We start from the raw sequence: 19787 nt of genomic DNA, 5'->3' as shown, positions 1-19787 counted from the left end.
TCGGGGGATGACCCTCTGGCAGGACGTCGATAGAATGGATGCCATGTCACGCTCGCTTTGCCATATCGCCACCACCGAGGACGCAGGAAACCGCCTGGATGCCCTGTGCGCCGCCCGGGGGCTCTACGCTTCCCGCTCGGCCGCCGCGCGCGCCATCGAGGAGGGCCGCGTTTTCGTGAACGGCGCCACGGTTTCCAAAAAGCATGCCGTGGCGGCGGGGGACACCATCGTCTACGAGGTGGACGACGAGCCGGAGTCCGTGGTGGTCTACGGCGAGCCTATCGATCTGGATGTCCGCTTCGAGGACGAGGACATGCTCGTGCTCTCGAAGCAGATCGGGCTCGTCTGCCACCCTTCCGTCGATCACGCCCATGGCACGTTGGTCAATGCCCTTATCTGGCACTGCGGCGAGGAGAACCTGTGCAACGTGCAGGGGGAGGAGGCCGACCGGCTCGGCATCGTGCACCGGCTCGACCGCGACACGAGCGGGCTCATGCTGGCGGCCAAGACCGACGAGGCCGGATGCGAGCTCATGGCGCAAATTCAGGATCGGGCGGTCGACCGCCACTACATCGCGCTCGTGCACGGCATCATGGCCCATGACACCGGCATGATCGACGCGCCCATCGCACGTTCGGCCGACGAGCGCTGCCGCATGGCTGTGCGCGATACGCCGAGCGCCCGGGAGGCCATCACCACCTTCCGCGTGCTCGAGCGCTTTGAAGCTGGCCCCAAGGACGACGGCTACAGCCTCATCGAGTGCAAGCTGTTCACCGGGCGCACTCACCAGATCCGCGTGCACATGCAGTACACGCGCCATCCTATCGTGGGCGACCCGGTCTACAACGCCCACGGCCCCCGCGATGCCCGGGCCCAGCTGGGGCTGCGCCGACAGTTCCTGCACTCCTACAGCATCGCCTTCGAGCACCCGACGACCGGCGAGCCCATGGCCTTCGCCGACAACCTGCCGCAGGATCTGCAGGAGGCGCTTGACGCGCTAGCCGAGCGCTCGCTGGGCAAGACCGACGCGGGGCGCGAGGTGGCCGAGCTCATGGCCGCCTCTCCCGTCCCTTCCGTGGAAGGAGAGGTACCCGATGAGTAAGAAGAAGGCCGCCGCGCCGCGCAAGGTGGGCGTCATCATTGCCAACACGGGCACCCCGGAGGCGCCAACGCGCAAGGCCGTGAAGAAGTACCTGTCTCAGTTCCTCATGGATCCGCGCATCTGCCCCATGCCGCGCCCGGTGTGGTGGACGCTTCTGCACACGAGCATCTTGCGCAAGCGCTCGCGCGCCTCGGCGGAGAAGTACGAGAAGATCTGGACGGAGGAGGGCTCGCCGCTCATCGCCATCACCGCCTCACTGGAGCGCGGGCTGAACGAGCACTACGCCGAACAGGGGCTGCCCGTGGTCGTGCGCGCCGGCATGAGCTACGGAAAGCCCTCCCTCAAGCAGGCCGTGAGAGAGCTGAAGGAGGAGGGTTGCACCGAGCTTGTCGTTCTGCCCATGTACCCTCAGTCGGCGTTTTCCACCACCGGCTCGGTGAGCGACGGCGTGGCCAAGGCGGTGCGCCGCGCGAGGTTCAAGGGCGACGTGCGCCTTATCGACGGTTACGGCGAGGACGCCACCTACGTCCGGGCCGTGGCCGCCTCCATCCGCAACGCGGGCTTTTCCGAAGAGTCGGGAGATCGCCTTCTGTTCTCGTTCCACTCCATTCCGCTGAAGGACATCGAGGCGGGGGATACCTACGAGCTGCAGACCGGGGCCACGAGTTTGGCCGTGGCCGGCGAGCTCGGGCTCGATCGCCGTGCCTGGACCATCAGCTACCAGAGCCGCTTCGACAAGGGCCGCACCTGGCTTTCGCCCTTCACGCGACCGACGCTAGAGCGCCTGGCCCAGGCCGCCGAGCCGGGCAGCCGCCTGTTCATGGTGTGCCCCAACTTCTCCGTGGACTGCCTGGAAACGCTCTACGACGTGCCCTACGAGCTGGAGCCCCTCTACCGGGCGGTGCTCGCGGGCCAGAAGGTGAACGCGGACGAGGAGCCGGGGGCCTTGGAGAATACGGGCAAGGCCGCCTCCCATTGCGATGACGCCCATGCCGACTTGGCCGCCGCCCGCCGGCGCCGCCGAGCCGTCGAGGATTTCCACCGCGGTGCCCACCGCCAGCGCTCCGACGAGGAGGCCTTCGTCTACGTCCCCTGCCTGAACCGCTCCAAGGCCCACTTGAAGGTCCTTACTGCCGTGCTCGCCCCCTACGTGGGCGACACCGAATAGGGCGCCTCCCTTCTGGAAAAGAAACGCCGGAAGCGTTGAGCTTCCGGCGCAGGAGGGGGCTTCTCAGGTTGCGGTTTGCTAGATATCGGCGATGACGGCCTCTGCCATGAGATACCCGTAGTTCATGGCCGCATCGAAGCCCATGGCGTAGGGGCGGCCGTCCTTCTCCTCGATGGAGCCGCATACGTCGCCGGCGGCGTACAGGCCCGCGATCGACTCTCCGGCTTCGGTGAGCACCCGACCGGCCGTGTCGATGGCAAGGCCGCCCGTGGTGAGGTAGAAGGTGGGAAGGCAGCTGATGACCCAGATGCCGCTATAGGTGTCGATGTAGGGGAGATTCTTACGCCCGAACTCGTCCTCCTCGCCGGCGAGGGCGTGGGCGTTGTGGGTCTCGATGGTGGAGGCCAGCTCGGGCAGGCCAAGCGCTTCGGCTGCCTCTTCGACCGAGTCGTAATGGACCATGTCGCCGCGATGCTCCAGGCATTTATAGGTGTCCATGGCGTACAGCTCGTTCTTGTTGGTGGTGATGCGCCCCGACTCGTCGGTGATGTAGAAGAAGGCGCCTCCGTTGGCCGCATCGCGCAGACCGCGGCCGAGCATACCGTGGTTGTCGGACATCATGTTCCCGAACTGGGCGCCCGAGGCGTTCACGATGATGCCCGGCGTCGTCTGATAAAGGAACGCGATCTCGAAGTTAGAGCCTGCCTGGCTCGTCGTCGAGAGGAAGGCGCCGAGCTCGCGCCCCATGCACTCGATGGCGCCCCCGGCCTTCTGCCCCATGAGGATACCCTCGCCCGTGGATCCGGGCGCGCAGTTGAACTTGTAATCGGCGTATTCGGGGTAGTACTCGGCGATCATATCCGGGTTGGCTGCGAATCCGCCCGTGGTGAGGCAAACGGCTTTCGCGCCCACGGTCCAACTTGAGCCGTCGCGGCCCTGGGCCAAAAGACCAGTCACTCGGCCGTCGGCTTCCTGGACGAGTTCGGTGACCTCGGTGGCGTAGATGATCTGGCCGCCGAGCGCCCCCACTCGGTCGACAAGGAAGTCCTTGGCATAGCCGCAGCCACCCATGTAGCATCCGGGGGCGAGGTAGGGGGTCACGCCGTAGGCCGGGTTCACTCCGAGACTGTAGAAGCCCACGCCCATGCCGTGCAGCCAGTCTACCAGCTTGCCAGAATTGTCGTACATGGCGGTCTGATAGGGCATTGCGCCGTTGAAACGGTCGTTTTCGGGCACGAGGTACTTGCTCATGACAGCCAGCATACCCGCTTTGTTGAACATGGGGTTCTCATCGTGTCGTCCCAGCGCATAGTTCGATTGCAGCTGCGATTCCGCCGCCGCGACGCCCGAGTAGGTCATCGGCATCGAGCCGCCGGCAATGTCCTGTTTCTCGAAGAGCACGACCGACTTGCCGGCCTCCAGAAGACGGACGGCGGCGATGAGTCCCGCGGTGCCCGCACCGGCCAGTGCGACATCGACCTCGAGGTTTTGAGGGGCGCCCCCGGTCGGCGCAGTTGTCCCCAAACTGAAGGAGGAAACGCTGCCGCCGGCGTTCGTGATCGCATCTGCGACGGCGTTTCTGACGGCGATAGAGGTGGTTGTCGCTCCTGTCACTGTGTCGACGTCTAGATTCTTCGTCTCGAGGATTCGTGAGGCCATTATAGGCGCTGCGGTTGTGCCGATGCCGATGGTGTCATCGCAGCGCAGGACGCGAACTGAGGCGAGGTCGCCGCCTGCGACGACGACCTCGACTATCAGGTCGTCGTCGTGGCCCATGGCTGTTCCGATCCATTTCCCGTCGGTGAAGCTCTCTGGGATACCGGGGATGGAGCCGGTATCTGCCAAAGGGGAGGAGTCGGGTGATTGATTTTGCGGACTCGAGCATCCAGCAAGTCCCCCTACGGCGGCAATACTGCCCAAAGCCAGAGTCCCCTTGATAAAGTCCCTACGGTTGAATTCCATGATTGAGTTCCCTCCTTCTGGGATGGTTGACGCCGCAACGTTGTGTCGGTGCGGTCTAGGCAGCGCTGAGTATGGAGGGTTTTCAAGTGCGCCGCGACCCCGATAATCGGTGCATTTCCTTCATGAACGGCACGGAAGACCATGACCGAAAATCGGTTAACTTTTTTCAAAATGACTGTTCAGGGTCTTGGAATCGATGGTCTAGAGAAAAAACAGGCATCAAGGCTAAGGAGGGTCTGCCCCGAGCAGTAAAATAGAGCAGATTGCGAAAGGAGGGTGCGGATGGCCGATGGGCTGACAAAAATGGCATTGGGTATCTTTGGCTTCGGCTTTTGCAAGGCATCGCTTGGCGCTGCCTATATGACGGCGATGGGATCGGTGTTCTCCACTGTCGGCTTTGTCTCTGAGCTCAACTTCATGGTGCCTATGCTCGTCTCTTCCCTTCTTACGGCCTCTGCTCTCGTTTTGATGGTGCGCTCTCGTCGTCTCTTATCGGGCGCCCTGCGCCAGTATCCCGCCGTTATATCTCTCTCGTCCGGGTTTCTTCTCAGCGCCGGCGATTTGCTTTCTAGGTCCCCCGATGGCTTTGCTGCCGCTCTCTGTGGTGCGCTGTGTGGCTACTCGTCGACCATCCTCAATGCTGTTTGGCTCGACGTCTTCGCCGCCGAGGAAGATACTGCTTCATCGACGGTGCAAATTGTCGGTGCCCTTGTCGTCCAATGCATAGCAAGCCCTCTCCTTGTGGCCTTCGGGCGCTTTTGGTCCTGTACGCTGCCCATTTTATCGGTGGGCCTCTCGTCGTGGTTGTTGTCCCGCAAGAAGCGCACCATGAGTTTTCCCGAACATCGGACGTCTATGCCTGCTGTTCCGCCGGAACGACGCGACCTTACCTTGGCCTACCTTTGCGTTTTCGCGCTCGTCGGGGTCGTTGGCATCCTGCATACCGCCGTGCTTGGCTCCCAATCGGAACATTTGGTTGGCGACGTGGATATGTGGATACCCCTCGCGGCTGCAACTCTGGTCACGCTGCTTTTGGCGCTCATCGCTCTTAGGAGCCCGCATCCGGCGTCGGTCTACAATGCCTGCTTGCCTCTGCTTCTCTTGATTTTGTCGCTTCTGCCATTTCTCGGCGATGGCCTTGGAGGTCTGGTGGGCCTCGTCATGATTGCCTGTTACGATGCTTGCAGCATGGTGTTTTTGCTATACATCGTTGACAGCGCGCGACGTCTTGACCTTTCGACCTACATCCTCTCGGCTGCCTACTTGGGAGGTTCGGCGCTTTCGCTTCTGACGGGTTTAGGCGTCGGCAGCATTCTCCGGTCGCTGAGCGTCGATTACGGGCTTTCGTTGCTCACTTTGCTTGCCTTTGCCGCCATTTACCCATTGGCCGGGGTGCTGGTGTTCGGTATCAGCAAAGCGCGCAGGCAGCTGGGGCCGCGTACGAGCGATTCGGAGGAAGATAGCGTGACCGACTGCACGCATCCGGCTGATACGCCGATGCCTGATGAGGTTTCGGAGGGAGAGGCGAACGCGAGCGATTCGAACTCGATCGACAATGCGTTCGAAGGAGGGGTTGAAGGCATCGCTGCTGCGAGCGGACTCACGCGGCGCGAGAGGGAGATTCTGGGCTATCTGGCCCGTGGACGTTCTGCTCGCTACATCGCGGAAGACCTCGTCTTGTCGGAAAACACCGTTTGGGCCCATATCAAGCGCATCTACTCCAAGACGGGCGTTCACACAAAGCAGGAGCTTATGAGTATTGTCGAGAAAATGGCCGAAGGAAAAGAGTAAGAGAACGCCTCTCCAATTAGCGGGCATGAAGAAAGGCTCCCGAAAGAGAGCCTTTCTAGCTGGAATGCCGCAGCCGCAGGGAGGGGAGGCCGCAGCGGAGTAAGCGGTTTCGCGCGCGGGCGCTTAGGCCTCGGCGAGCTCGTGGCCGAGCAGATAACCGAAGGTGATACAGCGGCCGTGGGAGTTGCCGGCGACGTTGATGGGGTAGTCCACCGCGGTGATGTCGCCCATGATGTTGCCGAGCACGTAGAGGCCCTCGATGACCTCGCCGTTCTCATCGAGGCACTGGAAGTCGTTGTTGCACTTCAGGCCACCGCAGACGGCGAGCAGCGCCGGACCGACCTTCAGGGCGTAGAAGGGGCCTTGCTTCACAGGCGTGAGGAACACGGGCTTCTTGTAGTAGTCGGTGTCCTCGCACATGAAGCGCTCGCCGTTGTCGTTTACAAAGAGGAACGGGCCGTGGAGTCAGCAGAAGGCCTGAGGATGCGCGCGCAGGAAACGGTCGGCCGAAATTACGATCTCGCGCGGTTGCATCGCGAGTTTGTGCGTTCCGCATACCCTTAGGACAAAGGTCGGTTATTGTCCCGGTGGGAGTGCTAAAATCCTCCTTACGCTTGAATAGACCCAGGAGGTATCGATGCTCTCAGAGCGCATGCTCACCACCGTCGTCCGCGCCATGACCGACAAGACCCTGACGCTGCACCCCGTGCCCGAAGGCGCGCTTCCCGACCCCGAGGAGGGGCGCCCCTACACCCTCTACGTGCACGTTCCCTTCTGCGAGCGGCTGTGCCCCTACTGCTCCTTCAACCGCTTTCCCTACCGGGAGCAGCGCGCTCACGACTACTTCCAGGCCCTGCGCCAGGAGATGCGGATGCTCGCCGATCAGGGCTACGACTTCGAGAGCGTGTATGTGGGCGGCGGCACGCCGACGGTGGACATCGACGAGCTGTGCGAGACCATTGATTTGGCCCGCGACCTCTTCCACGTGAAGGAGGTCAACTCGGAGACGAACCCGAACCATCTCATCCCGGAGTATCTGGATAAGCTCAAGGGCCGCATCCAGCGCCTGTCGGTGGGCGTGCAGTCCTTCGACGACGGGCTTCTGCGTCAGATGGACCGCTACGAGAAGTACGGGAGCGGGGAAGAGATCTTCGAGCGCATCGGCCAGGCGGCCCCGTACTTCGAGTCGCTGAACGTGGACATGATCTTCAACTTCCCCACGCAGACCGAGGACATTCTCATTTCCGACTGCGAGAAGATCGCGCTGTGCGGCTGCCATCAGACGACGTTCTCGCCGCTGTACCAGTCCCATGCCACCACGCGCAAAATGGAGCAAGTGCTGGGAAAGATGGACTATGACAAGGAGCGGCGCTTCTATCATATCTTGGACGAGATTCTGGCCGGGGGAGAGAACCCCTTCTTCGAGCGGCGCACGTTGTGGACGTTCAACCGTCTCGACGAGAATCACGAGCGCAAACAGCATTTGGAAGTGGACGAGTACGCCGTGTCCTATGAGGAGTGCGTGGGCATAGGCTCCGGCTCCATCACGCATCTGGGTGACAACCTGTTCGTGAACACGTTTAATCTGGAAGAGTACGGCGAGCTGGTGCGCGCCGGCGCGACGCCGCTGCTCGGCAAGACCGATCTGCCACGCCGTGACCTCATGCGCTACAAGTTTTTGCTGCAGCTGTACAGCCTGCGCTTCGACAAGCACGAATTCGAGCGCGATTTCGGCGTGTCCGTGGAGCGCGGGCTGCCCGTTGAGATGGCCTTCATGCGGGCCAATGGCGCGTTTGCCACCGACAACGCCGACGAGCTGACCCTCACCCCGGCCGGCCGCTACCTCACCGTGGTGCTGTACCGCCAGTACCTCGCCGGTCTGAACAACCTGCGCGAGCAGGCCCGCGCCAAGCTCCCCGGCGACGAGCGCGACCTCCTGTTCGGCGACGGCACGGAGAAGTAGCGCAGCGCACGGCGGAGGGCACTTTTAACGAAGGTGGACAAAATGACGTCGAGTGAGTTCTCTGGAGTTCGGATGTGCGCCGTATGGCGGCTTGTTGCTTTCATTTTATGCGCAAGACGTTAAGATGTTGCTCAGTTTGGGTCGCGAAAGACCTCTTCTCAGCTCACTGGACGCAATTTTGTCCATTTCTGGCGTAAATACTCTCCAAGGGGCACACATCATTCGCCGCCGCACAGGGCGATGAGCTCCTTGCGGGAGTGCACGCCGCACTTCACGTAGATGTGCTGGATGTGGGCCTTCAGCGTGCCGGAGGCGATGAACAGCTCCCGCTCGATCTGCTGGTTGGTCTTGCCGCTCGCGATGAGGCGGCAGATCTCGTCTTCCCGGGGGCTCAAGTGGCACGATGCGGACACGGCGTCGCAGCGCTCGGCGATGCGCTCGGCCCGCAGGCTCTCCTTGGCGAGATTATCGGTCTCCAGAAGCCGGATGCCCCAGCGGCTGGCCAGGTCCTTCTCCGACAGCAGCATGAGCGTGCTCGCCAGCACCAGCATGACCACGGCCACGGTGATGGCGATGTTCTGGGTCGTCGGAGCGAGGCCCAAGGCGCCTAAGAGCTCGGCCACGTTGCCGCCCCACAGCGTGAACAGCGAGTTCACGCGTACAACGCCCGTGAGTGCGATGATGGCGATGCCCATGCGCTTGGACAGGTCGTAGAACAGAAGGGCGATGAGCAGCGACATGAGGGACATGCCCATGGAGATGAGGTAGCCCGCCGCCGTGGTGCCGAGGATGCCCTCGGCGGGAATGAGCAGGAGCCCGCATACCATGAGCAGAAGCGGCGAGCGGAACAGGGCGCTCACCGAGAAGCGGTCCGAGAAGAAGTACACGACAATGAAGAACGCGCCCATGACAATGGCGGTCGACAGCGACGAGTGCACCCCGGCGCCGGCGGGCAGCTGGGCTGAGCGCAGCCCGTAGGCGAAGGCGTAGATGCACAGCACTGCGAGCGGCTTTACGGGGAACGAGAACTTGGGGTAGGCCCGCGGCGTCGTCTCCCGCTCGGGCAGCGCTCGGAACGCGAGGGCGAGGCTGCCCACGGCGACAAGCGGCAGGAGCACGAGCACGACGGCGAAGCGATCGCCTGAAAGTCCCTGGCAGAGGTAGACGAGCGGCACGGCGATGAAGCGGGAGGCGGGCGAGCAGGGTGGCGGCGATGCCGAAGCCCGCGTACAAGTAGTCGAACAGGACATGGGGATCGAAGGGGACGGCCAGCCCCGCCCACGGCGCCGCGAAGGTGAGCGTCATCCACGTCCGGGCGCAGCCCAAGGCGAACAGATAGGGGATCATCTGCTCCAGATTGTCGAGGCGGCGCTTCTCGCGCAGTGCGGGTGTCTTTTCCATGGGGCCATTATAGCGGGTTGCGTTCATTGCGCCCCGGTTCGTCGGGAAACAGGGCCTTCCCCCATGCGCCACCGCCCCGCCGGCAGGGAGGGAGGCCGGCGGGGCGACAGGTGGGGGAGGGTTATCAGAGCTACAGGGCTGCCACGTAGCGTCCGGTGACGTAGCCGGAGGTGATGGCGCGCCCGATGGAGAGGCCCTCGACGTCCATGGGATAATCCACGCCGCCATAGAACTGGCCCGAGGCGTTGCCTACGGCGAACAGGCCCTCGATAGGCGCACCCTCGGCGCCGAGGCACTGCTGGTTCTCGTTCACCGTGAGTCCGCCGAGTACGGCCGGCACGGAGTTCGCGCCGCGGGGCACCGCGAAGAACGGCCCCTGCTCGATGGGAACCAGATAGTCGGCGCGCTTGCCGAACTTCCCATCGGCCCCGGTCGCGCACAGCTCGTTGTAGGCCTCGATGGATGCGACGATGGTCTGCTCGTCGATGGGGTCGATGTGCCACTCCTCGGCTTCCATGTAGGCGTTGATGTTGGCCGCCAACTCGGCGAAGGTCTCGCCCTTGACGAACTGATCCTCCGAGGGAATCTTCATGTTGCCCACGCCGAACTTCACCTCGTTGGGATGGGCTGCGGCCCACTGCTCGCCAATCTCGACCCAGTTCGCCGGCATGATGGTGAAGAGCTTCGCCGCCATGGGGTTCTGGAAATCGTACTCCTCGAGGTACCCGCGCATGAGGTTGTTCAGGTAGGCGAAGGACAGAACTTCATTCATGAAGCGCTCTCCGTGGATGTCCAGGTTCAGGAAGGGCAGCTCCAGACGGGTCAGCGCACCGCCGCCGTGAACCATCTTCGAGTGGTTCACCGGCGTCATCTGCGCCCCGGCCCAGATGCCGGCCATCATGCCCATGCCGTCGCGGAAGGGGCTCATGGTCTTGAAGCCTCGCAGGTCGGGACAGTAGTAATCGCGCATTTCCTGGTTGCCGGAGCAGTCGCCGGAGGCGAGGATGACGCCTTTGGCGGCCTTGAAGAGCACGTTGCCCTCCTCGGTCTCGCAGATCACGCCGGCCACGCGCTCCCCCTCCTTGTACAGCTGCACGGTCGGGGAGTTGAAGAAGAACTCCACGCCCTCGGCGGCTACCGCATCGCAGACGGCCAGGGCCGCGTCGTTGTGGGCGCCTTCCAAGTGGTTGTAGGTGTTCGCGTGCAAGTAGTAGGTGTAGCCGTTGTACTCGCGCTCGGAATCGTAGGGCTTCGACTCGGCGCCGCCCTCGGCCGCCGTGTCCGCCCACCAGGTAACGGCCTCGTAGGAGTTGCGGGCCCACGCTTCCAGCAGCTTGCGGTTCGAGCGGTAGGCATTTTTCTCCATGAGGAAGGCGACGCAGGCCTGGATGCCGGCCTCGTCGGTCTTGGTGGTGTCCACCGAGGCGCCCATGTTGCCCGTCGTCTGGGCGGTTCCGATGTTCTGAACGCAGGCCACCTTGGCGCCGGCGGCTACGGCGGAATGGGCCGCGGACAGGCCCGACTCGCCGGCACCTACGACAACGACGTCGTACTCGCGGGTGTCTGCGAAGTCGGTAATGGGCTCGGGAGCTTGCAGGAAGGCGGGCAGCCCGGCATCGGCAGAGCCGGTATCCGCGAGCGTGGCCGTCTCCGCGGCGGTTTTCGGGGCGCAGCCCGCAAGGGCGCTCGCTCCCACGACTCCGGCGGCGGCCAGTCCGGTGAACTTGAATAAATCGCGACGGGTGACTTCCATGATGACCCTCCTGAACGACGGGCGGCTTCTTCGAACCGCGCTCCCTTCGCGCTCGGCTGGTGGAACCGTCCTCTTCGGCTCTGTCCGATTGCCGAGCGCTGCTGACGGGTTGCATCATGGCCCGGTTCGCAAAACCGCGCATCGGGCCGATCGACGAAATTGGGTTAAATGCCTAACCCAAGGCATAACCCAGAGCGTGACCTGGGAAGATGGGTCGTCCTGAACGGTGACATAGCGAATCAAATAACTCGCAAGATTTTGGAAATAGTTGGAAGTTTCGAGCAGAGTGATGTTGCGAGATCGGAAGTAGTTGGGAGTTTCGGGTGTGTTTCGAAGCAAATTGCCTGCAATGGGTCGATTTGCTGCTCGAAATTCCCGACTATTTCTCTCGTGATGTCCGAAACCCTTAACTAATTCCTTCGCATTGCTCGAAACTCTGATCTAATTCCTGACTGACTTGCCCGTTAGCTCTAAATACGCGCTCGTAGTAAAAGAGCCGGCATTATGCCGGCTCTCTAAGTTCTGGTCGGGTTGACAGGATTTGAACCTGCGGCCCCTTGACCCCCAGTCAAGTGCGCTACCAAACTGCGCCACAACCCGTTGGTGCTTTTGAGCTCTCACTCAAACAGCTTTGCTATGATAACCCGACCGCAACGCCTTTGCAAGAGGAAATTTTCCGAACGGTTCTTCGCCTCTCTTTTGTTCGACAAAGCCACCGGCGATAATCCCAGCATCCCGAGAGTGTGCATATTAGTGCGTACGGAAAAGCTTCGATGCCAGTTTAGTGACAAGCCCGAATTAAGTATCCGTTCTTAAGGTTATAGGACTCCTGATCCCCGCCGCATTAAGCTTCCGAGGCGGGGAAGCGCCGATACTCTCATAGGAAGACTCGATAACTCGGGTTTTGCTGTCGTGGTAGGCTATGCCCAAACAAGCAGGATCCGGCGACAGAGCCGGGAAAATGCAACGAGGAGGTTCCCATGGAAGTTATCGTCGCACCCGAGCCCATGGATTACGAGATTCGCGGGATGTACCGGTTCGCCACGTTGCGGGAGGACTCGGGTCTTGCCGAGGCCGTGCGCGGGCGCTGGCCCGAGAACCCGCGGCTGCTCATGATCGCGGCCGAGCCGGATAACGACACCTATACCGAGAACCTCGCCATGGATCTGGCCACGGCGCTGGTGAAGGCCGATCTTCCGGTGGGGGAGCTGCGCGTGCTCCAGCGCGAGACGGCCGACGTTGCGGCCCAGCTTATCGCCGGTGCCGATGTCATCGTGCTGGCTGACGGCGAGGGGGAGGACGCCGATGCGCAGCGTGAGGCCTTCTTTGGCGAGTTGGACATGTCGACCTTGCTTGAGGGCGTCAAAAAGGGCGCTCTCGTTATCGCGCTTTCCGAGGCGGCGCGCGACGCCATCCGATAGCCCTGCTGCTGGGTGATCTCGGATCGGCGTGGCTTTTCGTTGCCTCGGCTCACGGTTGCCCAGAGACGCGTTCCGGGAAAAATCCAGGCACTTTCCATCGTCCGTGACGATTTCGTGCCGCTTCGGCATTGGGCGGGTAACTGCGCTGCCGATACGTCATCATGACCCCTCCATTCATCGACAATAGATGCGAAAACGTCCGCGTCGACGACGAGAGAGGGGAGGTGCCCGTGAACAGAGACGCGCTGGTCGTCGGTTTGGCGCTGTTCGCCATGTTCTTCGGCGCCGGCAATCTCATCTTCCCGCCGTACCTCGGCATGGAGTCGGGCACGCTCTGGCCGCTCGGCCTGGCATGCTTCGTGTTCTTCGACGTGGTGGTCTCCTGCGTGGGCGTCTTCGCCATCAACAACGCGGGGGGCTCCATCCTCTCAATCCAAAATGCCCTGGGCAAGAAGGCCGGCCTGGCGCTGAACACCGCCGCCATTCTGTGCGTGGGCATGCTCATCGCCCCGCCGCGCTGCGCCGCCACCACCTTCGAGATGGCCATCGCGCCCTGGTTCGGCGATGCTATCGGGCTCTTGCCGTTCTCCGTCGCGTTCTTCGCCGTGGTGCTCTTGCTGACGCTTAAGCCCACGCGCATCATCGATGTGGTGGGCAAGGTGCTCACGCCGCTTCTCGTGGCCGGCATCGTGGTCATGGTCATCGCCGGCATCGTGAACCCGCTGGGACCTGTGGGCTCTCCCGAGACGGACACCGTCGTCGCCGACGGCGTGCTCGCGGGCTATCAGACTATGGACATCCTCGCGGTCGTCGGGTTCTCCATCCTCGTGCAGGAATCGGTGCGGGCGGCCGGCTACGGCGAGAAGCGCGATCAGATGCGCGTTACGGCCCGGGCGAGCCTCGTGGCCTGCGTGCTGCTCGCCGTCATCTACGGCGGTCTCACCTACTTGGGCGCCACGTCCGCCAGCGTCGTGCCGCACACGGTCAGCCAGGCCGAGCTCATCACCATGATCGTGTGGAAGCTCATGGGGGAGGCCGGCGTGGCGGTGCTGGGCGTCGTCGTGGGCCTGGCCTGCCTCACCACGGCCATCGGGCTGTGCGGCGCCACGGCCGATTACGTCGAGCGCGTCACCATGCGCCGGGTGAGCTATCGGGCGGCCCTTATCATTGTGGTCGTGGCGGCATTGCTCATCTGCAATCTCGGACTTACGAACATCATCGCCCTGGCGAGCCCGATTCTCTCGGTGGTCTGCCCGCCGTTCATGACGACGGTGGTGCTCTTGCTGTTTCGCAAGCACCTGCAGGGCACCTGGGTGTTCAAGGGCGCGGCGCTCGCCGCCGTGGCAGCGAGCCTCCTCCTCACGGTGCACGATCTCACCGGGGCCTTCGCTTTCGTCGAGGCGGCGCCTTTGTACGCTTACGGTTTCGCGTGGCTCTTGCCGTCGCTGGTCGGCGGCGCGGCCGGCGCCCTTCTGGGCCGACGGTTCGATTCGGCCGCGAGCGGATGAGTTCTCGCAAAAATTGATCAAATGCATAATTACGATGACCCTTTTACCGAGTATTGCTCATGAGTCGGGGGAAGGAGGCGCGATTACCTGCGCCTCCTTTGCTATGGTAGGGGGCAAGATCCGAGGGATCTCGCCTAACCGCAGAAAATATGAGGCTGCGGAAAGGCCGATATATTAGGTTAGGAGGATCCTGAATGGAGTTCAGTTTCGGACTGATGGGCTTCCTTATCGTGTTCCCCCTCATTGTGGCCGCCGCGCTCTTGTTCGTGCGGCAGGAGGGGCCGCGCCGCGTCATCGTCTGCGTGTCGGGCGTTGCCATCGCGCTGGCGTCGGTCGTTCTCGTGGTCGTGAACCTGGGGGCGAGCTGCACGCTCTTCGCGTTTGAGAGCATGGCCATCGACTTTATCTGCACGGGCATCTCCGTGGCCATCGCGGCGGTCATCGTGTGGTTCGCCGTGCGCTACAAGAACCTGTGGGCCGCCGTGCTCGCGGGCGTGCAGGTAGTCGGCACGCTCATCCTGGAGTTCATGTTCTCCCACGGCATCGAGGTGCCCTACGGCCTGTACTTCGACTCGCTCTCGCTTCTGATGACCTTCATCGTCGGCGTGGTGGGAAGCGGTATCTGCATCTACGCTCTGGGTTACATGGAGGATTTCCAGGCCCACGAGCCTGAAGGGGCGCCGGATCGCCGCCCGATGTTCTTCGCGCTGATGTTCGTGTTCCTCTCCGCCATGTACGTCATCGTGTTCTCCAACAATATGGAGTGGATGTTCACCGGCTGGGAAGTGACAACGCTCTGCTCGTTCCTCCTCATCGGCTACACCCGCACCGAGGAGGCCATTGCGAACGCCTTCCGCCAGATCATCATGAACCTGGCCGGCGGCATTGGCTTTCTGGTGGCGCTGTGGTGCTGCGCGCTCACGGTGGGAACTTTCTCGTTCTACGAGTTCCTCGTCATCGGCCAGAACAACCCGGCCCTGACCACCTTGGCCGTCACCGCGCTGGCCTTCGCGGGCATCACCAAGGCGGCGCAGATGCCGTTCCAGACCTGGCTTCTGGGCGCCATGGTGGCCCCCACGCCCACCTCGGCGCTGTTGCACTCCTCCACCATGGTGAAGGCCGGCGTCTTTCTGCTGGTGAAGCTGGCGCCCGTGCTCCACGTGTCGCCGGCGCCGGCGGTCATGGTCATGCTCGTGGGCGGCATCACCTTCGCGCTGTGCTCGTTCATGGCCATCTCGCAGTCCAACGCCAAGCGCGTGCTGGCCTATTCCACCATCGCCAACTTGGGCCTCATCACGGCCTGCGCCGGCGTGGGCACCGCCGAGGCGGTGTGGGCCGCGTGCTTCCTCATCCTGTTCCATGCCATCGCGAAGTCGCTCCTGTTCCTGTGCGTCGGCACCGCCGAGCACCACATCGGCAGCCGCGACATCGAGTCCATGGACCTTCTGTTCGACCGCATGCCGCGCCTGGCCCGCTTCATGATGCTCGGCATCATGTGCATGTTCATCGCGCCCTTCGGCATGCTGCTCGCCAAGTGGGCCACGCTCGTGTCCTTCGTGGACACCCGCCAGGTCGCCCTCATCATCATCCTGGCCTTCGGCAGCGCCGCCACGTTCATGTTCTGGGCCAAGTGGCTCGGCAAGCTCTCCGGCATCGCCGGCGAGCCGGAGAACGTGGAGATCACGGTGAAGCCGACAGAATGGGCGGCGCTGCTTCTTATGGCCTGCCTGCTCGTGCTGGCCTGCGTGTTCCTGCCGCTCATCTCCGGCACCCTCGTCGAGCCCTACGTGGCCAGCGTCTACGGCATGCTCGGCCAGGACATCGCCACGGACAACCTGTGGCTCGCCTCCATCTGCACCGTTATCGTGGTGGCCGTGCTGTTCGCCGGCCTTGGAACCAAGCAGAAATCGCGTCGGGCGAACGTCTATCTGGCCGGCATCAGCCGCGACAACGACTCCCGCGCCTTCCAGAACTCGCTGTCGGGCACCACTGAGGCCACGACGCGCAACTGGTACATGGAATCCGTGTTCGGCGAGGCCCGCATCGCGCCGGTCGGCGTGGCGTTCAACACGCTCATCATGGCCGCCGCGTTCGTCGTCGCCATCATCGCGGGCCCGATGGGCTTTTAGGAAGGGTGTGATCTCATGACTTTGCTTACGACACTCATCGGCACCCTCCTGTTCGCCGTGGCAGGCCCCGTCATCGGGTGCCTCCTGGCCGGTCTCGACCGCATCATCTCGGCCCGCATGCAGGGCCGCGTGGGGCCGCCGCTTCTGCAGCCCTACTACGACGTGCGCAAGCTCTTCGAGAAGGAGCGCGTCTCCGTCAACTCCGTGGAAGGCGTCTACGTGGCCTGCGCGCTGCTGTTCGCGCTCATCGCCGGCGGCATCTTCTACTCCGGCGGCAACCTGCTTCTGTGCGTGTTCGTCATCACGCTGTCGAGCCTGTTCTTCATCATGGCCGCCTACTCCACGCGCAGCCCCTACGCCGAGGTGGGCGCGGCTCGCGAGACGCTGCAGGTGATGAGCTACGAGCCCATGGTGCTGCTCATGGCCGTGGCCTTCTTCCAGGCCGCAGGCTCCTTCGACGTGGCCGAGGTGTTCCAGCTCAACCACCCGATCATCTGCACCATTTGGCTCGTGTTCTTGGGCGTCCTCTTCATCCTCACCATCAAGCTGCGCAAGTCGCCCTTCGACCTGTCCATGTCGCATCACGCCCACCAGGAGATCGTGCGCGGCATGACCACCGAGATGAGCGGGCCTACGCTCGGCATGGTGGAGATCATGCACTGGTGCGAGAACGTGCTCTTCCTCGGCTGGATCGGCATGTTCTTCCTGTGGGCGAACCCCGTCTCCGTTCTGGTCGCCATCGTCATCGTGCTTCTGGTGTACTTCCTGGAGATCTGGATCGACAACAACTTCGCGCGTGTGAAGTGGCAGTTCATGTTCAAGTCGGCGTGGCTCGTGGCCCTTATCGCCGGCGGCGTGAACGTCGCGTTCCTCGCGTTTCTGTAAGGAGGTAGGCACATGGCATTCGCATCGAAATCGCCCTGGGTCATCCACTACGACGGCTCCAGCTGCAACGGCTGCGACATCGAGGTCTTAGCGACGCTGTGCCCCGGCTTCGACGGCGAGCGGTTCGGCGTGGTGAACACGGGCAATCCCAAGCACGCCGACATCTTCCTCGTCACCGGCAGCGTGAACGAGCAGAACATCGGCGTCGTCCGCGAGATCTACGACCAGATGCTCGAGCCCAAGGTGGTCGTGGCCTGCGGCATCTGCGCCTGCACCGGCGGGGTCTTCCACGACTGCTACAACGTCATCGGCGGCGTGGACAAGGCCATCCCCGTCGATGTGTACGCCCCGGGCTGCGCCGTGCGCCCGGAGCAGATCATCGACGCCGTGGTGGCCGGCGTGGCGAAGCTCGACGAGAAGTCGGCGGCCCTGGCCGCTGCCAAGAAGGGAGCGTGAGAAATGACGACCTTTGAGCAGACCTTCGAGGAGCTGCCGCTGGCCGGCGTGCACGACTTGGCGGCCGCGCGCCATGCCGAGGGCTGGCGCTACGTGCAGATTCTCGCCGTCAACACCGAGGAGGGCATCGATCTCGTCTACTCCTACATGAAGGACGGGCATCTCGCCAACTTCAACGTGAGCGGCGTGAAGCAGACGGACGTGGTGCCCTCCATCACCGATCTGTACCTGGAGGCCTTCGTCTGCGAGAACGAGATCCACGACCTGTTCGACGTGGCCATCAGCGACATTGCCATCGACTTCGGCGGCATGTTCTACCAGCTGGCGGAGAAGGCCCCCATGACCGTGGTGAGCCCCGAGCAGCTGGCGGCGCGCGAGAAGGCGAAGAAGATCGCCGCGGCCAAGGCCGCCAAGGAGGCGAAGGCGGCCGCGCCGGCCGAGGCGCCAACCGGCCCCACCGAGAAGGAGATCCAGGCGAAGATCGCCGGGCTCGACCCTGAGAAGGCCGCGAAAGTGAGGGCGGCCATGGAGGCCAAGGCCAAGAAGGCCGCGGCTGCCGCCCCGGCGCCCGCTGGCCCCACGGAAGAGGAGATCGAGGCCAAGATAGCGGGTCTGGATCCGGAGAAGGTCGCGAAGGTGCGCGCCGCTATGGAAGCGAAGGCCCGAAAGGCCGCGGAAGGGAAGGGGGAGTAGCATGAGCAAGGCAACCGTCATTCCCTTCGGGCCCCAGCATCCGGTGCTCCCGGAGCCTTTGCACCTCGATCTGGTGGTGCAGGACGAGACCGTCGTGGACGTGCTCCCGCAGATCGGGTTCGTGCACCGCGGCCTGGAGAAGCTCGTGGAAACCCGCGACTACAACCAGTTCATCTACATTGCCGAGCGCATCTGCGGCATCTGCGCCATGGGACACTCCCTCGGCTATGCCGAGACCGTCGAGTCACTCATGGGCGTGGAGGTGCCCAAGCGCGCCGAGTATTTGCGCGTCATCTGGCACGAGCTGTCCCGTATCCACTCGCATCTTTTGTGGCTGGGCCTTGCCGCCGACGCCTTCGGCTTCGAGTCGATGTTCATGCACTGCTGGCGTTTGCGCGAGCGCGTGCTCGACCTGTTCGAGAAGACCACCGGGGGACGGGTCATCCTGTCCGTGGTGAAGGTGGGCGGCGTGGTGCGCGACATCGACGCGAGCCAGATGGCCGAGATCGTCTCGGTGCTCGACGGTATCAAGGGCGAGTACACGCAGATCATGAACACGCTGCTCACGGACACCTCGGTGAAGAACCGCACCGTGGGCGTGGGCCACATCACTACCGAGGACGCGGCGGCGCTTTCCATGGTGGGGCCTTTCGCCCGCGCTTCCAACCTGCCCTACGACGTGCGCTCCTTCGGGCGCGGCGCCTACGGCGATCTGGCGGACTTCGCTCCCATCACGGCCACCGAGGGCGACTGCTACGCCCGCGTGAAGGTGCGCTGTCTGGAGGTGCTCCAGTCCATCGAGATCATCAAGGAGCTCGGCGCGAAGATCCCCGCCGGCGACATCGAGGTGGCGGTGAAGGGCGCGCCCGCCGACGGCGCCCAGGCGTCCAACGTGCTGGAGCAGCCCCGCGGCGAGTGCTACTACTACGCCCGCGGCAACGGCTCGAAGAACCTGGAGCGCATGCGCATGCGCACGCCCACCTCGCAGAACCTCGCCGGTATGACCGTGGCCCTGAAAGGGTGCGACTTGGCCGACGTCAACATGATCATCCTGACCATCGACCCCTGCATCAGCTGCACGGAAAGGTAGGCGGATATGGGAAGCTTCAAACTGGGCGGCATGACCTTCGGCTCTCTGTTCAAGAAGCCCGAGACCGTGCTGTACCCCTTCGAGCAGAAACCGGCCCCGGCGGGGCTCAAAGGGCATATCGAAAACGATGCGAGTGCGTGCATTCTGTGCGGCATCTGCGCCAAGAGCTGCCCGGCCGACGCCATCGCGGTGGAGAAGAAGGAGCGCACCTGGGCCATCGATCCGTTCCGCTGCGTGCAGTGCGGTACCTGCGTGCGCGTCTGCCCCAAGCACTGCCTGACCATGGATCCCGCCTACACGCCCATCGCCACCGCGAAATCCTGCCGCGTGGTGCATGTCCCCGACCCGAAGGCGGCGGTGACGGAATCGTAAGCTTAACCGCTCGTTAAGTTTCGTGGTGAGTCTGAGAAGGGCTTGCCGCTCTGCTAAAATATGCCGTTATCGGCACGTGCGCCGGACCCTCGT

The 19787-nt window shown here is 63.2% G+C and carries 16 protein-coding genes and 1 tRNA gene; 12 read left to right on the top strand and 5 right to left on the bottom strand.

Going from position 1 to position 19787, the window contains the following annotated elements:
- The first annotated feature begins 43 nt into the window (after positions 1-43).
- Both NE591_RS03125 and hemH read left to right on the top strand, forming a co-directional pair.
- Complete coding sequence (locus NE591_RS03125) at positions 44-1102, top strand: RluA family pseudouridine synthase (RefSeq protein WP_173115260.1); 1059 nt, start codon at positions 44-46, stop codon at positions 1100-1102.
- Positions 1095-2270, top strand: a complete 1176-nt coding sequence (gene hemH / locus NE591_RS03120; protein WP_173113070.1) for a ferrochelatase — start codon at positions 1095-1097, stop codon at positions 2268-2270. The genes NE591_RS03125 and hemH overlap by 8 nt, the downstream gene beginning before the upstream one ends.
- A 78-nt stretch (positions 2271-2348) precedes the next feature.
- Here the strand turns inward: hemH and NE591_RS03115 are convergent, their stop codons facing one another.
- Positions 2349-4232: an FAD-binding protein gene (locus tag NE591_RS03115; RefSeq protein ID WP_173113068.1), complete on the bottom strand. Its 1884-nt coding sequence runs from the start codon at positions 4230-4232 to the stop codon at positions 2349-2351.
- Positions 4233-4514: 282 nt separating this feature from the next.
- On the opposite strand from NE591_RS03115, the gene NE591_RS03110 reads away from it, so the two are divergent.
- The gene (locus tag NE591_RS03110) at positions 4515-6023 is read left to right on the top strand and encodes a helix-turn-helix transcriptional regulator (protein WP_256156316.1); all 1509 of its coding nucleotides are present in this window, start codon (positions 4515-4517) and stop codon (positions 6021-6023) included.
- A 123-nt stretch (positions 6024-6146) separates the two neighbouring features.
- On the opposite strand, the gene NE591_RS03105 is transcribed toward NE591_RS03110, so the two are convergent.
- Positions 6147-6443 carry an FAD-binding protein gene (locus tag NE591_RS03105; RefSeq protein ID WP_231699470.1) on the bottom strand — a complete coding sequence of 99 codons (297 nt, stop codon included), beginning with the start codon at positions 6441-6443 and terminating at the stop codon, positions 6147-6149.
- 217 nt (positions 6444-6660) lie between these two features.
- Here NE591_RS03105 and NE591_RS03100 point away from each other — a divergent pair, with 217 nt between their 5' ends.
- Complete coding sequence (locus NE591_RS03100) at positions 6661-7986, top strand: coproporphyrinogen III oxidase family protein (protein WP_173113064.1); 1326 nt, start codon at positions 6661-6663, stop codon at positions 7984-7986.
- 218 nt (positions 7987-8204) lie between these two features.
- On the opposite strand, the gene NE591_RS03095 is transcribed toward NE591_RS03100, so the two are convergent.
- From NE591_RS03095 to NE591_RS03085, 3 genes are all read right to left on the bottom strand, one after another.
- Positions 8205-9236 (bottom strand): LuxR family transcriptional regulator, encoded by a 1032-nt coding sequence (locus NE591_RS03095; protein WP_256156315.1) that lies wholly within the window; start codon positions 9234-9236, stop codon positions 8205-8207.
- Positions 9237-9517: 281 nt separating this feature from the next.
- Positions 9518-11140 (bottom strand): FAD-dependent oxidoreductase, encoded by a 1623-nt coding sequence (locus NE591_RS03090; RefSeq protein WP_256156314.1) that lies wholly within the window; start codon positions 11138-11140, stop codon positions 9518-9520.
- Positions 11141-11663: 523 nt separating this feature from the next.
- Positions 11664-11740, bottom strand: a tRNA-Pro gene (locus NE591_RS03085).
- 380 nt (positions 11741-12120) lie between these two features.
- Here NE591_RS03085 and NE591_RS03080 point away from each other — a divergent pair.
- The 8 genes from NE591_RS03080 to NE591_RS03045 all read left to right on the top strand — a co-directional run bounded on the left by NE591_RS03080 (position 12121) and on the right by NE591_RS03045 (position 19694).
- Positions 12121-12561 (top strand): hypothetical protein, encoded by a 441-nt coding sequence (locus NE591_RS03080; RefSeq protein WP_173113058.1) that lies wholly within the window; start codon positions 12121-12123, stop codon positions 12559-12561.
- A gap of 224 nt (positions 12562-12785) precedes the next feature.
- On the top strand, positions 12786-14069 hold the full coding sequence (gene brnQ, locus NE591_RS03075) for a branched-chain amino acid transport system II carrier protein (protein ID WP_256156313.1): 1284 nt from the start codon (positions 12786-12788) through the stop codon (positions 14067-14069).
- 194 nt (positions 14070-14263) lie between these two features.
- Positions 14264-16198: an NADH-quinone oxidoreductase subunit L gene (locus NE591_RS03070; protein ID WP_157011582.1), complete on the top strand. Its 1935-nt coding sequence runs from the start codon at positions 14264-14266 to the stop codon at positions 16196-16198.
- Between the two features lie 15 nt (positions 16199-16213).
- Entirely contained in the window at positions 16214-17083 is an 870-nt protein-coding gene (locus NE591_RS03065) for a complex I subunit 1 family protein (RefSeq protein WP_157011584.1), read from the top strand.
- A 12-nt stretch (positions 17084-17095) separates the two neighbouring features.
- A complete protein-coding gene (locus NE591_RS03060; RefSeq protein WP_022739881.1) occupies positions 17096-17539 on the top strand; it encodes an NADH-quinone oxidoreductase subunit B family protein in 444 nt (147 codons plus the stop codon).
- 3 nt (positions 17540-17542) lie between these two features.
- Positions 17543-18232 carry an NADH-quinone oxidoreductase subunit C gene (locus NE591_RS03055; protein ID WP_157011586.1) on the top strand — a complete coding sequence of 230 codons (690 nt, stop codon included), beginning with the start codon at positions 17543-17545 and terminating at the stop codon, positions 18230-18232.
- Position 18233: 1 nt separating this feature from the next.
- The gene (locus NE591_RS03050; protein ID WP_114539079.1) at positions 18234-19322 is read left to right on the top strand and encodes a nickel-dependent hydrogenase large subunit; all 1089 of its coding nucleotides are present in this window, start codon (positions 18234-18236) and stop codon (positions 19320-19322) included.
- A 6-nt stretch (positions 19323-19328) separates the two neighbouring features.
- Positions 19329-19694, top strand: coding sequence for a 4Fe-4S binding protein (locus NE591_RS03045; RefSeq protein ID WP_022739884.1), 366 nt, complete (start codon positions 19329-19331; stop codon positions 19692-19694).
- Positions 19695-19787: the final 93 nt, after the last annotated feature.

It is taken from the genome of Adlercreutzia sp. DFI.6.23, from assembly GCF_024462535.1.
In the GTDB taxonomy this organism is placed as follows: domain Bacteria; phylum Actinomycetota; class Coriobacteriia; order Coriobacteriales; family Eggerthellaceae; genus Adlercreutzia; species Adlercreutzia rubneri.
This window is presented reverse-complemented; position numbering and strand designations above follow the sequence as displayed.